This window comes from Klebsiella sp. MPUS7 (genome assembly GCF_009905335.1).
Taxonomy (GTDB): Bacteria; Pseudomonadota; Gammaproteobacteria; order Enterobacterales; family Enterobacteriaceae; genus Klebsiella; species Klebsiella grimontii.
In genome coordinates, this window is record NZ_CP047604.1 from 1,306,020 (window position 1) to 1,320,689 (window position 14,670).

A 14,670-nucleotide genomic window follows, 5' to 3' on the forward strand; every position below is an offset into this window, starting at 1 on the left:
AAAAAAATTGAAAATTTACAAATTTATTTGGTGTCTGGCACGGCGTAACTTGATGTAAAACAATAATATCCAGCTATGACCACTTTTGTGATGTGGTTTTTGTTGATTTAAATCAAAGAATGCCGGGTGCCCGGCTGATATATATACACTCATAGAACAATGGTTTTACCAATTGGCCGCGAAGGCCAATAATCGAACAAACCCTGCCTGGGAGGCAAAAAATGATTACTGGTATCCAAATTACTAAAGCTGCAAACGACGACCTGCTGAACTCTTTCTGGCTGCTGGATAGCGAAAAAGGCGAAGCCCGCTGCCTGTGCGCAAAGGCCGGTTTTGCTGAAGATGACGTGGTTGCGGTGAGCAATCTGGGCGAGATCGAATACCGTGAAATTCCGGTAGACGTGAAACCTGAAGTCCGCGTTGAAGGCGGCCAGCACCTGAACGTTAACGTTCTGCGTCGCGAAACTCTGCTGGATGCGGTTGAACATCCGGAAAAATACCCGCAGCTGACCATTCGCGTGTCTGGCTATGCGGTACGTTTTAACTCACTGACTCCGGAACAGCAGCGCGACGTTATCGCCCGTACTTTTACCGAAAGCCTATAAGTTTAAGTTTTGATATAAAAACGCCGGGATATCCCGGCGTTTTTTTACTCTTCGTTTGACTGCTGCGGTGTATCCGCTGCGCTTGGTTTACGACGCTTGCCAATATTTTTGGTATCGCGGTGGCGTTTTTTGACGCGCGGCTTCTCTTTTTCTTTCTCTTTCTTCTCTGCTCGCTTCGCTAAAACCTTCTTGGAGGGTTTACCGGTTTGCTTCTCGCTGGGCGCGCGGGTTGTCGGGCGCAGTTCATCGATAACGCGAGCTTTTAACGGCTCTTCAATATAGCGGCCAATTTTACCCAGCAGCAGGTGGTCGTGGGCTTCAACCAGAGAAATGGCGGTTCCTTTTTTACCCGCGCGCCCGGTACGACCGATACGGTGCAAGTAGATATCCGCCGTGCGCGGCAAGTCGAAATTGAATACGTGACTCACGTCCGCGATATCGATACCGCGGGCGGCAATGTCGGTAGCGATTAATACATTAATACGGCCATCGGTGAGACGGCTAATCGCTTCATTACGTTTCGCCTGTACCATCTCGCCTTCCAGCCAGCAGGTATTGATACCCGCTTCACGCAGCCAGCCCGCCAGTTCATGCACGCGCTCGCGCTTGCGTACGAAGACGATAGAACGCGTCGCTTCCGGCTGCTTCAGAAGATGCACGAGGAGGGCGGTTTTATGCTTGATGTCATCCGCGCGGTAATACCACTGATGGATCTTTTTACGTTCGCGAGTGGATGGGGTCGCCGAAACTTCCGCCGGCTCTTCCAGCAGACGCTCGGCAAAATCCTTAATGGCGTCGCCTTCGAGGGTGGCGGAGAACAGCATGGTCTGCTTACGCCAGCGGGTTTCACCGGCGATATGTTCGATATCCTGCGCGAAGCCCATGTCCAGCATGCGGTCAGCTTCATCAAGGATCAGCGTTTCAACGGCGCGGCAATCAAAGTTTTCTTCTTTAATATATTGCAGCAGGCGACCGGTCGTGGCGACCACGATGTCCTGGTTCTCGCTGAACACTTCGGCATGGTTCATATAGGCGACACCGCCGGTGATCGTGGCGATATCCAGATGAGTATGTTTTGCCAGTTCACGCGCATGGTCGGCAACCTGCATCGCCAGTTCGCGAGTGGGGGTCAGGATAAGGATGCGCGGCGGACCAGACTTCTTGCGCGGAAAATCGAGCAGATGCTGCAACGCTGGCAGGAGATACGCCGCCGTTTTACCGGTGCCGGTCGGGGCTGAACCGAGAATATCACGGCCATCAAGCGCAGGCGGAATAGCGGCGGCCTGAATGGCTGTCGGGCGTGTGAAACCTTTATCCTGGAGTGCGTCCAGCAGGTTTTCGTCGAGTTCAAGTTCGGAAAAAGTCGTTACAGTCATGATCTACCTCTGAGTGGACCGCCGATTATAGACGTTACGGACGCAATGTTCATCTGTTTGTAAGGCTATCTGTTCTCCGGTATTGTGCATAGCCTTAAGCTCAGAAGTTTTTTGCCCGCAAGGTTATCGAGGATGTCCCAGTCGAAGTTTGCGCTGCCGCGCAATGGTTTTACGTTTAAGCAGTTTTTTGTCGCCCACGACCGATGCGCGATGAAAGTGGGTACCGACGGTATTTTACTTGGCGCATGGGCGCCGATCGCCCAGGTTAAACGCGTGCTGGATATCGGCGCCGGCAGCGGTCTGTTAGCGCTGATGCTCGCGCAGCGAACCGGGGAGACGGTTATCGTAGATGCTGTGGAGCTGGATGAAGAGGCGGCAGCGCAGGCGCAAGAAAACGCTGCGGATTCTCCATGGGCCGGGCGTCTGCAGATTCATCAGGCGGATATTCAGCAATGGCAGCCGCCGCAAACCCGGCGCTACGAGCTGATTGTCAGCAATCCGCCCTTTTTTGCCGACGGCGTGCCTTGCGCAACCTCGCAGCGCGAGCAGGCTCGTTATACTTCCTCACTCGATCATGCGACATTATTAACCTGCGCCGCCGAGTTGATTACGGAGGAGGGATTTTTCTGCGTCGTGCTTCCGGTCGACATTGGAAACGCCTTTGTGCAACGGGCGCAGAATATGGGCTGGCATCTGCGTCTGCGTACCGATGTTGCGGAAACGGAAATGCGTCCGCCGCATCGGGTTCTGTTGGCTTTTTCTCCAACGCCTGGAGACGAGTGCTTTAGCGACAGGTTGATTATCCGTGGGCCGGAGCAGCAGTATTCCGAAGGTTTTACCGCTTTGACCCAGGATTTTTATCTTTTTATGTGAGCCAGCGGCGAGAGCACAGATGGCCCGCTATCCGGCAGCTGTTCCGGATAGTCGAGCGTATAGTGCAGCCCTCGGCTCTCTTTACGTAGCATGGCGCAGCGCACAATCAGCTCGGCAACCTGTACCAGGTTACGCAGCTCCAGTAAATTATTGGAGACGCGAAAGCGGGCGTAGTATTCGTCCAGCTCCTGCTGCAGCATATTAATGCGGCGCAGGGCGCGCTCGAGGCGGCGGGTGGTGCGCACGATGCCGACATAGTCCCACATCAGCAAGCGCAACTCATGCCAGTTATGCTGAATCACGACCAGTTCATCCGGTATTTCGACCTGACTTTCGTCCCACGATGGCAGTTCGTTGACCGCCTGCGCGAAAGGCATGCGCTTAACAATATCCTCGGCGGCGGACCATCCGTAGACAAGGCACTCAAGCAGCGAGTTTGACGCCATGCGGTTCGCGCCGTGTAATCCGGTATAGCTCACTTCGCCGATGGCATACAGTCCGTCGACGTCTGTACGCCCGTTATCATCAACCATGACGCCGCCGCAGGTGTAGTGCGCTGCGGGAACGACGGGCACCGGCTCTTTAGTCAGATCGATGCCAAGCCCCAGAAGCTTCTCGTAGATCATCGGGAAGTGGTGGCGAATAAATTCTGCGGGTTTATGGCTGATATCAAGATACATGCAGTCAGCGCCCAGGCGTTTCATCTCATGATCGATGGCTCTGGCGACGATATCGCGCGGGGCCAGCTCGCCGCGCTCGTCAAACTCCGGCATAAACCGCGTGCCGTCCGGGCGTTTCAACAGGGCGCCCTCGCCGCGCAGCGCTTCCGTTAACAGGAAGTTGCGCGCTTGCGGATGGTACAGCGCGGTTGGGTGAAACTGATTAAATTCGAGATTGGCGACCCGACAGCCGGCACGCCAGGCCATCGCGATACCATCGCCGGAAGAGACGTCAGGATTCGTTGTATACTGGTAAACTTTCGCCGCGCCGCCGGTTGCCAGCACTACGGCTTTTGCGCTACAGGTTTCAACCGCTTCTTTATTACGATTCCAGATCCACGCGCCCACCACCCGGCGCGTACCGGGCAGGCCGATTTTATCGGAGATAATCAGGTCAACGGCGTTGCTGCGCTCCAGCACGCGGATGTTGGGGTGGGCCAGCGCCTGGCTCACCAGGGTGGTTTCAACGGCTTTACCGGTCGCATCGGCGGCATGGAGGATTCTGCGGTGACTGTGCCCCCCCTCGCGGGTCAGATGGTAGCTCTCCTCACCGTTCGCCTGTACCTGGGTATCGAACAAGACGCCCTGATCGATCAGCCACTGAACGCAGGGTTTGGCGTTGCTCGCCACAAACGACACCGCATGGCGATCGCAAAGACCCGCCCCGGCGATCAACGTATCCTCGATGTGGGATTCCACGCTGTCGGTTTCATCAAACACGGCGGCAATTCCGCCCTGCGCGTAAAAAGTAGAACCTTCACTGATAGGGCCTTTGCTGAGAACCGTGACCGTGCAGCGCTCCGCCAGGCGTAAGGCAAGGGATAATCCGGCAGCGCCGCTGCCAATAATCAGCACATCACAGGAGGAATCGGAAGTTGTTTTCATAGCCTTTGTTTAATTTACTAAACACAATAAGCGAACAATAGCACCAGCCCGCGAGAAATCGTACAATTTTTTTACTCATTGTTGTGAGGGCTAAACATTACGGCTTAATGAGGCGGGCGGGGAAGCGAAAAAAGGTTTTGCGAAGCGGCTCGTTAGCTTCAGATTTTATAGTGAAATAAAAGCCGGGTTACGTTACCCTTCTGGCGGGTCTTGCGCTTTTTCTTATTATCTTACATATCGTTTAGCTACCGGGACATATAATGAGAGATAACAATCCGTCAGCCGGTGCCGGACGAAAAACAAAGGCGTAACGGAACTTTATTGTTTTCAGACACTCCAACCCTCTGCTTGCTCATTTATGCAGTAATTGGGTGGTGTTTTTGAATACGCATGGGAATTGGGTTTGGGGAGACATTACCTCGGATGAGCGAGCAGTTAACGGATCAGGTCCTCGTTGAACGGGTCCAGAAAGGAGATCAGAAAGCATTTAACCTGCTGGTGGTGCGCTATCAGCATAAGGTTGCAAGCCTGGTCTCCCGCTACGTGCCGCCGGGCGATATCGCTGACGTTGTTCAGGAATCGTTCGTCAAAGCATGGCGTGCGCTGGATTCTTTCCGGGGGGATAGCGCTTTTTACACCTGGTTATATCGCATCGCCGTCAACACGGCGAAAAATTATCTGGTTGCTCAGGGACGCCGTCCGCCGTCCAGCGATGTTGATGCGAATGATGCTGAAAACTTCGAAAGTGGCGGGGCATTGAAAGAAATTTCGAACCCTGAGAACTTAATGTTGTCAGAAGAGCTGAGACAAATAGTTTTTCGTACCATTGAATCGCTTCCGGAAGATTTACGCATGGCAATCACCTTGCGGGAGCTGGATGGCATGAGCTATGAAGAAATAGCCGCCATCATGGATTGTCCGGTGGGCACAGTGCGTTCGCGCATCTTCCGGGCGCGAGAAGCTATTGATAATAAAGTTCAACCGCTAATCAGGCGTTGACGATAGCGGAATACTGGAAAAGGGTATCAGGCATGCAGAAAGAAAAACTTTCGGCCTTAATGGATGGTGAAACGCTGGATAACGAACTGCTCAACGAGCTGGAGCGTTCATCTGAAATGCAAAAAACCTGGGAGAGCTACCATCTCATCCGCGATTCGCTGCGAGGCGATACGAGTGAGGTGCTCCATTTTGATATCTCAGCTCGCGTCATGGCCGCCATTGAAAACGAGCCCGTTCGTCAGACGGTTCCTCTTATTCCTGAATCTCAGCCCGCACCGCACCAGTGGCGTCAGATGCCTTTCTGGCAAAAAGTACGCCCATGGGCCAGTTCGCTCACCCAGATGGGCGTTGCCGCGTGCGTATCCCTCGCTGTGATTGTCGGCGTCCAGCAGTATAATGGCCAGTCTGATTCATCCCAGCAGCCGGAGGCGCCGGTGTTTAACACCATGCCGATGATGGGTAAGGCCAGCCCGGTTAGCCTGGGCGTACCGGCTGAGGCTTCAGCGGGTAGCGGTCAGCAGGCTCAGGTACAGGAACAGCGCCGCAGAATTAATGCTATGCTGCAGGACTATGAATTGCAGCGTCGCCTGCATGCGGAACAGCTCCAGTTTGGTCAGGCCCAGACTCAGCAAGCCGCCGTTCAGGTACCGGGCTATCAAACTTTAGGAACGCAATCGCAGTAATGAAGCAACTTTGGTGTGCCATGTCGCTCATGGCAGGCAGCCTGTTCTTCTCCGTCAACGCCTCGGCTGATACATCGTCCGGGGCGTTGTTGCAGCAGATGAACCTGGCCAGCCAGTCCCTCAACTACGAGCTCTCTTTCGTCAGCATCAACAAGCAGGGCGTTGAGTCGCTGCGCTATCGACACGCTAAACTGGATAATCGCACCCTGGCTCAGCTCCTGCAACTTGACGGACCTCGTCGCGAAGTCGTGCTGCGCGGAACGGAAATCAGCTACTTTGAACCTGGGCTCGATCCTTTTACCCTGAACGGCGACTATATCGTTGATTCCCTGCCTTCGTTGGTCTACTCCGACTTTAAACGTCTGGCGTCCTATTACGACTTTATTTCCGTTGGACGAACGCGTATTGCCGATCGTTTATGCGATGTGGTGCGCGTCGTGGCTCGCGATGGCACCCGCTATAGCTATATCGCATGGCTAGACGCTGAAACTAAGCTGCCTCTGCGCGTAGATCTGCTTGACCGCGATGGTGAAACGCTTGAGCAGTTCCGGGTCGTCTCGTTCAACGTCGGTGATAACGTGAGCGCCAGCATGGAAACCTTATCTAAAGCGAATCTGCCTCCGCAGCTGTCGGTGCCGGAGGGGAGCAATAAGGCCAACTTTAACTGGGCGCCAACCTGGCTGCCGCAGGGCGTTGCCGAAGTGTCCAGCAGCCAGCGTCGTCTCCCTACCTTTGATGGTCCGGTTGAGTCCCGTTTGTATTCCGATGGGCTGTTTAGTTTCTCTATCAATATTAATCGCGCCACCGCGAATAGCAGCGATCAGCTGCTGCGTACCGGGCGTCGTACCGTGGCGACTACCGTGCGTGATAACGCAGAGATAACCATTGTTGGCGAGCTGCCGCCGCAAACGGCAAAGCGTATTTCCGACAGTATTAAATTCAGGGCAGTTCAATGATTAAAGAGTGGGCGACGGTCGTCTCCTGGGATAATGGCGTTGCGCTGGTTCATTGCGATGTTAAAGCATCCTGCAGCAGCTGCGCTTCCCGCGCCGGCTGCGGCAGCCGCGTGCTGAATAAGCTTGGGCCGCAAACCAGCCATACCATTAGCGTTCCCTGCGAGCAGCCGCTGTCGGTCGGGCAAAAAGTGGAACTGGGCATTGCTGAGAGTAGCCTGCTCGGGTCGGCAGTACTGGTGTATATGGCGCCGTTAGTCGGATTGTTCGTGATGGCATCGATATTCCAGGTGCTGTTTACCAACGACTTCGCTTCGCTATGCGGGGCAATTTTGGGCGGCGTGGGTGGGTTTCTGGTCGCGCGCGGTCTTTCGCCGGGCTTAGCCTCCCGGCAGTCGTGGCAGCCGGTTATTATCAGCGTCGGCTTGCCGCCAGATTTAGTCCGCATCGAGACGCCTTCCTCCCAACTGGGTCAGTGATTCACTGGCCCTTATCTTTATTTACAACTCCCGCAAGAACTCGTCATTTACTCCGGTTATGCTAGCGGTAAGAGCATTTCCTGGTTTCGTGGATGTAGTGTAGAATGCGGCGTTTTCGGATTAAAAAACGTCAGGCACAGAACAGCGGCCTCATGATTCGCGTAAGGCATAATTAACTCTAAATATGAAGAATATACGTAACTTTTCAATCATCGCTCACATCGACCACGGTAAGTCGACGTTGTCTGACCGTATTATCCAGATTTGCGGTGGCCTTTCCGATCGTGAAATGGCAGCCCAGGTTCTGGACTCCATGGATCTTGAACGTGAGCGCGGTATCACTATCAAGGCGCAGAGCGTCACCCTGGATTACAAAGCGGCCGATGGCGAAACCTATCAGCTGAACTTTATCGATACTCCCGGCCACGTCGACTTCTCTTATGAAGTTTCTCGTTCGCTTGCCGCCTGTGAAGGCGCTTTGCTGGTGGTTGATGCCGGTCAGGGCGTAGAAGCCCAGACGCTGGCTAACTGCTATACGGCGATGGAAATGGACCTTGAAGTCGTACCGGTCCTGAACAAAATTGACCTGCCCGCAGCCGATCCGGAACGCGTGGCGGAAGAGATTGAAGACATTGTCGGTATTGATGCCACCGATGCGGTACGCTGTTCAGCGAAGACCGGCGTTGGCGTACCGGATGTGCTGGAGCGCCTGGTGCGCGATATTCCGCCGCCGGAAGGCGATCCGGAGGCGCCGCTGCAGGCGCTGATCATCGACTCCTGGTTTGATAACTACCTCGGCGTCGTTTCTTTGGTGCGTATTAAAAACGGCACCATGCGCAAAGGCGATAAAATTAAGGTGATGAGCACCGGTCAGGTGTATAACGCCGATCGTCTGGGGATTTTCACGCCGAAACAGGTTGACCGTACCGAGCTGAAATGCGGTGAGGTAGGCTGGCTGGTTTGCGCCATTAAAGACATTCTCGGCGCGCCGGTCGGCGATACGCTGACGCTTGCGCGCAACCCGGCGGAGAAAGCGCTGCCTGGCTTTAAAAAGGTGAAACCGCAGGTGTATGCCGGCCTGTTCCCGGTAAGCTCTGATGATTATGAGAACTTCCGTGACGCGCTGGGCAAACTGAGCCTCAACGATGCTTCTCTGTTCTATGAGCCGGAAAGCTCTACCGCGCTGGGCTTCGGCTTCCGCTGCGGCTTCCTCGGTCTTCTGCATATGGAGATCATCCAGGAGCGCCTGGAGCGTGAATACGATCTGGATCTGATCACCACGGCGCCGACGGTAGTCTATGAAGTAGAAACCACCTCGAAAGAAGTTATCTACGTCGATAGCCCGTCGAAGCTGCCGCCGCTGAACAATATCCAGGAGCTGCGCGAGCCGATCGCTGAGTGTCACATGCTGCTGCCGCAGGAGTTTTTAGGCAACGTCATTACCCTGTGTATCGAAAAACGCGGCGTGCAGACTAACATGGTCTACCACGGTAATCAGGTGGCGCTGACCTATGAAATTCCGATGGCGGAAGTGGTACTCGACTTCTTCGACCGTCTGAAGTCCACCTCCCGCGGCTATGCGTCGCTGGACTACAACTTCAAGCGCTTCCAGGCTTCCAACATGGTGCGTGTGGATGTGTTGATTAACGGCGAGCGCGTGGATGCGCTGGCGCTGATCACGCATAACGACAATGCGCCGTACCGCGGCCGCGAACTGGTAGAGAAGATGAAAGAGCTGATCCCGCGTCAGCAGTTCGATATCGCTATCCAGGCTGCCATCGGTAACCACATTATTGCCCGTTCTACCGTGAAACAGCTGCGTAAAAACGTCCTCGCGAAATGCTATGGCGGCGACGTCAGCCGTAAGAAAAAGCTGCTGCAGAAGCAGAAAGACGGTAAGAAACGGATGAAGCAGGTCGGCAACGTTGAGCTCCCGCAGGAAGCGTTCCTCGCCATTCTGCACGTTGGTAAAGACGGCAAATAACCTAAGGAGTTGGCATGGCGAACATGTTTGCCCTGATCCTGGTCATCGCTACTTTGGTGACGGGTCTGTTGTGGTGCCTGGATAAGTTTATCTTTGCGCCAAAACGTCGCGAAAGTCAGGCCGCTGCCCAGGCGGCGACCGGCGACCAGTTAGATAAGAAAACGCTGAAAAAGGTTGGCCCGAAACCGGGCTGGCTGGAAACCGGCGCTTCGGTATTCCCGGTTCTGGCGATTGTGCTGGTGGTTCGCTCATTTATTTATGAGCCCTTCCAGATCCCATCCGGATCGATGATGCCGACGCTGCTGATCGGCGATTTTATTCTGGTTGAGAAGTTTGCCTACGGTATTAAAGATCCGATTTACCAGAAAACGCTGATCGAAACCGGGCATCCGAAACGCGGCGATATTGTCGTCTTTAAATATCCGCAAGATCCGCGCCTGGATTATATTAAGCGCGCGGTCGGTTTGCCGGGCGATAAAGTGACCTACGATCCCATAGCTAAACAGGTTACTATCCAGCCGGGCTGTAGTTCTGGCCAGGCCTGCGGCAATGCGCTGCCGGTTACTTACTCCAACGTTGAGCCGAGCGATTTCGTTCAGACCTTCTCCCGTAGCAACGGCGGCGAAGCGACCAGCGGTTTCTGGCAGCTGCCGAAAGGCGAGACCAAAGCCGATGGTATCCGCCTGACCGAACGTAAAGAGACGCTGGGCGAAGTGACGCACCGTATTCTGACCGTACCGATTGCTCAGGATCAGGTGGGGATGTATTACCACCAGTCCGGTCTGCCGCTGGCGACCTGGATTGTCCCGCCGGGCCAGTATTTCATGATGGGTGACAACCGCGATAACAGTGCCGACAGCCGTTATTGGGGCTTTGTGCCGGAGGCGAATCTGGTGGGTAAAGCGACCGCAATCTGGATGAGTTTCGAAAAACAGGAAGGCGAATGGCCTACCGGCGTACGTTTATCGCGTATCGGCGGTATCCAGTAATTTTCCTGCCCTCTTCACGCTGCCGCCGCAATAACGGCAGCGTGAATTATTTAAGATTTAAATCTATTCAAACTAACGACATCCCTTGTCGTTGCGTATAGAATATCCCCCCGAAGTTTTAGGTTGTCTCTCGTAAGATTGACACAGCACACGAAACCGCGTTGGTTTTTACTCAGGTCGGTTTCGTGTGCTGCATTTTTGACGCATTCATCTATTGGTAACGCATGAACCCCATCGTAATTAATCGGCTTCAACGGAAGCTGGGCTACACTTTTCATCATCAGGAGCTGTTGCAACAGGCATTAACTCATCGCAGTGCCAGCAGCAAACACAATGAGCGCCTGGAGTTTTTAGGTGACTCAATATTGAGCTTTGTGATCGCAAACGCGCTCTATCATCGTTTCCCTCGGGTAGACGAAGGCGATATGAGCCGCATGCGCGCGACGCTGGTGCGAGGTAACACGTTGGCAGAAATTGCCCGCGAGTTCGAATTAGGTGAATGTCTGCGTCTTGGGCCGGGTGAATTGAAAAGCGGAGGCTTTCGCCGTGAATCGATACTGGCGGACACCGTTGAAGCTTTAATCGGCGGGATTTTCCTCGACAGCGATATTCAGAACGTTGAGCGCCTTATTCTCTCCTGGTACCAGAGTCGTCTGGATGAAATCAGCCCTGGTGACAAGCAAAAGGATCCGAAGACCCGCTTGCAGGAATATCTGCAGGGGCGTCATCTGCCGCTGCCGTCGTACCTCGTTGTACAGGTACGCGGAGAAGCGCACGATCAGGAATTTACTATCCACTGCCAGGTTAGCGGCCTGAGTGAACCGGTGGTTGGCACGGGTTCTAGCCGTCGTAAGGCGGAGCAGGCTGCCGCCGAACAGGCGCTGAAAAAGCTGGAGCTGGAATGAGCGAAGAAAAAAACTACTGCGGATTTATTGCCATCGTTGGTCGTCCAAACGTGGGCAAATCCACATTGCTGAACAAGCTGCTCGGGCAGAAGATCTCTATTACTTCCCGAAAAGCGCAGACGACGCGTCACCGCATCGTTGGTATTCATACTGAAGGCCCGTACCAGGCGATCTACGTCGATACCCCGGGCCTGCATATGGAAGAAAAACGTGCGATAAACCGCCTGATGAACAAAGCGGCAAGCAGCTCTATTGGCGACGTTGAGCTGATTATTTTCGTCGTTGAAGGTACCCGCTGGACGCCGGACGATGAGATGGTGCTCAACAAGCTGCGCGACGGCAAAGCGCCGGTGATTCTGGCGGTCAACAAAGTCGACAACGTACAGGAAAAAGGGGATCTGCTGCCGCACCTGCAGTTCCTCGGCAGCCAGATGAACTTCCTCGATATCGTGCCGATTTCCGCGGAAACAGGGCTGAACGTTGATACTATTGCCGGTATTGTGCGTAAGCATCTGCCGGAGGCGATTCATCATTTCCCGGAAGATTACATTACCGACCGTTCTCAGCGCTTTATGGCTTCCGAGATCATTCGCGAAAAGCTGATGCGTTTCCTTGGCGCCGAACTGCCGTATTCCGTCACCGTCGAAATCGAGCGTTTTGTAACCAATGAACGCGGCGGATACGATATTAACGGTCTGATTCTGGTTGAGCGTGAAGGGCAGAAGAAGATGGTGATTGGCAACAAAGGGGCCAAAATCAAAACTATCGGTATCGAAGCGCGTAAAGACATGCAGGATATGTTTGAAGCGCCGGTTCACCTCGAACTGTGGGTGAAAGTGAAATCCGGCTGGGCTGATGACGAACGCGCGCTGCGCAGTCTCGGTTACGGCGACGATCTCTAAGAGCCATTTTGATGGAAGGCTGGCAGCGCGCTTTCGTCCTGCATAGTCGTCCCTGGAGCGAAACCAGCCTGATGCTGGACGTCTTCACGGAAGAATCCGGCCGCGTGCGCCTTGTGGCTAAAGGCGCACGTTCTAAACGCTCCAACCTCAAAGGCGCGCTTCAGCCCTTTACTCCCTTACTGCTTCGCTTTGGCGGGCGCGGCGAAGTCAAAACGCTGCGCAGCGCGGAAGCCGTCTCGCTGGCGCTCCCCCTTAGCGGTATCACGCTCTACAGCGGCCTTTACGTCAACGAACTGCTCTCTCGCGTGCTTGAGCACGAAACGCGCTTCTCCGAACTCTTCTTCGATTATTTGCACTGTATCCAGTCTCTGGCTGGCGCAAGCGGCTCGCCGGAACCGGCGCTTCGGCGTTTTGAACTGGCGCTGCTTGGGCACCTGGGGTATGGCGTGGATTTCCTGCATTGCGCCGGCAGTGGAGAAGCGGTTGACGATGCGATGACCTATCGCTACCGTGAAGAAAAAGGCTTTATCGCCAGCGTGGTTATTGATAACAGCACCTTTACCGGGCACCATCTTAAAGCGTTGGCGAGCCGTGAATTTCCCGACAGCGATGCGCTGCGCGCGGCAAAACGTTTCACACGTATCGCCCTGAAGCCCTATCTGGGCGGGAAGCCGCTAAAAAGTCGCGAGCTTTTTCGTCAGTTTTTGCCCGCGCGGGCTGCGCGAGCCGATAAAACAAATAACGATTAACGAGGATTGTCATGGCTGAATTACTGTTAGGGGTCAACATTGACCACATTGCGACATTACGCAACGCCCGCGGTACCGCTTATCCGGATCCGGTACAGGCGGCTTTTATCGCCGAGCAGGCCGGCGCTGACGGTATTACCGTCCATCTGCGCGAGGATCGTCGCCATATTACCGATCGCGATGTCCGTATTTTGCGCCAGACGCTGGATACCCGCATGAACCTTGAGATGGCGGTGACGGAAGAGATGCTGAATATCGCCTGTGAGACTCAGCCCCATTTCTGCTGCCTGGTACCGGAAAAACGCCAGGAAGTGACCACCGAAGGCGGACTGGACGTGGCGGGCCAGCTCGACAAAATGCGCGATGCCTGTAAACGTCTTGCCGACGCCGGTATCCTGGTTTCTCTGTTTATTGATGCGGACAACGCGCAAATTAAGGCCGCAGCGGACGTGGGCGCCCCCTATATCGAAATTCACACCGGCTGCTACGCCGATGCGCAAACCGACGCTGAGCAGGCAAAAGAGCTGGAGCGTATTGCCAAAGCGGCGACCTATGCCGCCAGTCTGGGGCTGAAGGTCAATGCCGGTCATGGCCTGACCTACCATAATGTAAAAGCCATAGCGGCGCTGCCGGAAATGCACGAGCTGAATATCGGCCATGCGATTATTGGCCGGGCGGTGATGAGCGGCCTGAAAGAGGCGGTTGCGGAAATGAAGCGTCTGATGCTGGAAGCCCGTGCCTGATGGCTATTCTCGGACTGGGTACTGATATAGTTGAAATCGCCCGTATTGAAGCGGTGATCGCCCGCAGCGGCGACCGTCTGGCCCGTCGCGTACTGAGCGATCACGAGTGGGCGATATGGCAACAGCATCAGCAGCCGGTCCGTTTTCTGGCTAAGCGTTTCGCCGTTAAAGAAGCGGCGGCCAAGGCGCTTGGCACCGGCATCCGCAATGGCCTGGCGTTTAACCAGTTTGAGGTTTACAACGACGAGCTGGGGAAGCCAAAGCTACGGTTGTGGGGCGAGGCAAAGAGTCTGGCCGAGCGGCTGGGCGTCAGCAGCATTCACGTGACGCTGGCCGATGAACGCCACTATGCCTGCGCCACGGTGATTATCGAAAGTTAGATTTACAGGCAGGCCGGATAAGTCCATCCGGCAATGTCATAATTTGTCCGCGTGATGCAGCAGGACAAATTTATCCCACAGCTGCTCTTCATTTTCGTTATGCGCCGGGTCTTTCAGAATGGTATTCGGGATCGGACACACCTTCTGGCAGGTCGGCGTATCATAGTGGCCAACGCATTCGGTGCAGCGGTCGCTGTTAATTTCATAAATGCTATCACCCATGGATATCGCCTCATTCGGGCACTCAGGCTCGCACATATCGCAGTTGATACATTTTTTGGTGATTAACAGCGCCATCAGGAAATTCTCAGAAACAACACAAACAGGGCGGGCATTATACGCCCATTTTCCGCCCGGGCCAGCTCTTTTCAACCGTGGGGCGACCATCCGTAGCGGAGAAATTTTGCCCGGCTTGAGCCAATAAGAGTGAGTGAGTTTCTGCCAGC

Annotated in this window: 17 protein-coding genes; 14 read left to right on the forward strand and 3 right to left on the reverse strand. The window is 54.6% G+C overall.

The genetic code is table 11. From position 1 onward, the window contains the following. Positions 1 to 221 precede the first annotated feature (221 nt). On the forward strand, positions 222 to 605 hold the full coding sequence (gene grcA / locus GUC22_RS06265) for an autonomous glycyl radical cofactor GrcA (protein ID WP_004104596.1): 384 nt from the start codon (positions 222 to 224) through the stop codon (positions 603 to 605). Between the two features lie 44 nt (positions 606 to 649). Here the strand turns inward: grcA and srmB are convergent, their stop codons facing one another. After that, the gene (gene srmB, locus GUC22_RS06270) at positions 650 to 1,981 is read right to left on the reverse strand and encodes an ATP-dependent RNA helicase SrmB (RefSeq protein ID WP_024359371.1); all 1,332 of its coding nucleotides are present in this window, start codon (positions 1,979 to 1,981) and stop codon (positions 650 to 652) included. Positions 1,982 to 2,113: 132 nt separating this feature from the next. On the opposite strand from srmB, the gene trmN reads away from it, so the two are divergent. Continuing rightward, the gene (gene trmN / locus GUC22_RS06275) at positions 2,114 to 2,854 is read left to right on the forward strand and encodes a tRNA(1)(Val) (adenine(37)-N(6))-methyltransferase TrmN (protein ID WP_004132794.1); all 741 of its coding nucleotides are present in this window, start codon (positions 2,114 to 2,116) and stop codon (positions 2,852 to 2,854) included. On the opposite strand, the gene nadB is transcribed toward trmN, so the two are convergent. Continuing rightward, positions 2,839 to 4,458, reverse strand: a complete 1,620-nt coding sequence (gene nadB / locus GUC22_RS06280) for an L-aspartate oxidase (RefSeq protein ID WP_049085824.1) — start codon at positions 4,456 to 4,458, stop codon at positions 2,839 to 2,841. The genes trmN and nadB overlap by 16 nt on opposite strands. Before the next feature lie 285 nt (positions 4,459 to 4,743). Here nadB and rseD point away from each other — a divergent pair, with 285 nt between their 5' ends. The 12 genes from rseD (at position 4,744) to acpS (ending at position 14,224) form a co-directional block, all read left to right on the forward strand. Further along, the gene (gene rseD, locus GUC22_RS27590) at positions 4,744 to 4,842 is read left to right on the forward strand and encodes a rpoE leader peptide RseD (protein ID WP_155552530.1); all 99 of its coding nucleotides are present in this window, start codon (positions 4,744 to 4,746) and stop codon (positions 4,840 to 4,842) included. Between the two features lie 39 nt (positions 4,843 to 4,881). Next, complete coding sequence (gene rpoE / locus GUC22_RS06290) at positions 4,882 to 5,457, forward strand: RNA polymerase sigma factor RpoE (RefSeq protein WP_004104583.1); 576 nt, start codon at positions 4,882 to 4,884, stop codon at positions 5,455 to 5,457. Positions 5,458 to 5,489: 32 nt separating this feature from the next. After that, positions 5,490 to 6,140 (forward strand): anti-sigma-E factor RseA, encoded by a 651-nt coding sequence (rseA, locus tag GUC22_RS06295; RefSeq protein ID WP_004132795.1) that lies wholly within the window; start codon positions 5,490 to 5,492, stop codon positions 6,138 to 6,140. Further along, entirely contained in the window at positions 6,140 to 7,096 is a 957-nt protein-coding gene (rseB, locus tag GUC22_RS06300) for a sigma-E factor regulatory protein RseB (protein ID WP_098363440.1), read from the forward strand. The genes rseA and rseB overlap by 1 nt, the downstream gene beginning before the upstream one ends. Then, positions 7,093 to 7,572 (forward strand): SoxR-reducing system protein RseC, encoded by a 480-nt coding sequence (gene rseC, locus GUC22_RS06305; protein ID WP_024359369.1) that lies wholly within the window; start codon positions 7,093 to 7,095, stop codon positions 7,570 to 7,572. Before rseB ends, rseC begins: the two co-directional genes overlap by 4 nt. Before the next feature lie 184 nt (positions 7,573 to 7,756). Beyond that, a complete protein-coding gene (gene lepA, locus GUC22_RS06310; protein ID WP_004123687.1) occupies positions 7,757 to 9,556 on the forward strand; it encodes a translation elongation factor 4 in 1,800 nt (599 codons plus the stop codon). Positions 9,557 to 9,570: 14 nt separating this feature from the next. Next, a complete protein-coding gene (gene lepB / locus GUC22_RS06315) occupies positions 9,571 to 10,545 on the forward strand; it encodes a signal peptidase I (RefSeq protein ID WP_004123684.1) in 975 nt (324 codons plus the stop codon). A 224-nt stretch (positions 10,546 to 10,769) separates the two neighbouring features. Next, positions 10,770 to 11,450 (forward strand): ribonuclease III, encoded by a 681-nt coding sequence (rnc, locus tag GUC22_RS06320; protein WP_004104573.1) that lies wholly within the window; start codon positions 10,770 to 10,772, stop codon positions 11,448 to 11,450. Then, positions 11,447 to 12,352: a GTPase Era gene (gene era / locus GUC22_RS06325; RefSeq protein WP_004134890.1), complete on the forward strand. Its 906-nt coding sequence runs from the start codon at positions 11,447 to 11,449 to the stop codon at positions 12,350 to 12,352. Before rnc ends, era begins: the two co-directional genes overlap by 4 nt. A gap of 11 nt (positions 12,353 to 12,363) precedes the next feature. Next, positions 12,364 to 13,101: a DNA repair protein RecO gene (recO, locus tag GUC22_RS06330; RefSeq protein WP_004134893.1), complete on the forward strand. Its 738-nt coding sequence runs from the start codon at positions 12,364 to 12,366 to the stop codon at positions 13,099 to 13,101. A gap of 11 nt (positions 13,102 to 13,112) precedes the next feature. Next, positions 13,113 to 13,844 carry a pyridoxine 5'-phosphate synthase gene (pdxJ, locus tag GUC22_RS06335; protein ID WP_004123677.1) on the forward strand — a complete coding sequence of 244 codons (732 nt, stop codon included), beginning with the start codon at positions 13,113 to 13,115 and terminating at the stop codon, positions 13,842 to 13,844. Next, entirely contained in the window at positions 13,844 to 14,224 is a 381-nt protein-coding gene (acpS, locus tag GUC22_RS06340) for a holo-ACP synthase (RefSeq protein ID WP_004123676.1), read from the forward strand. Before pdxJ ends, acpS begins: the two co-directional genes overlap by 1 nt. A 36-nt stretch (positions 14,225 to 14,260) precedes the next feature. Here acpS and GUC22_RS06345 read toward each other — a convergent pair whose 3' ends face one another. Further along, a complete protein-coding gene (locus GUC22_RS06345) occupies positions 14,261 to 14,521 on the reverse strand; it encodes a YfhL family 4Fe-4S dicluster ferredoxin (protein WP_004114478.1) in 261 nt (86 codons plus the stop codon). Positions 14,522 to 14,670: the final 149 nt, after the last annotated feature.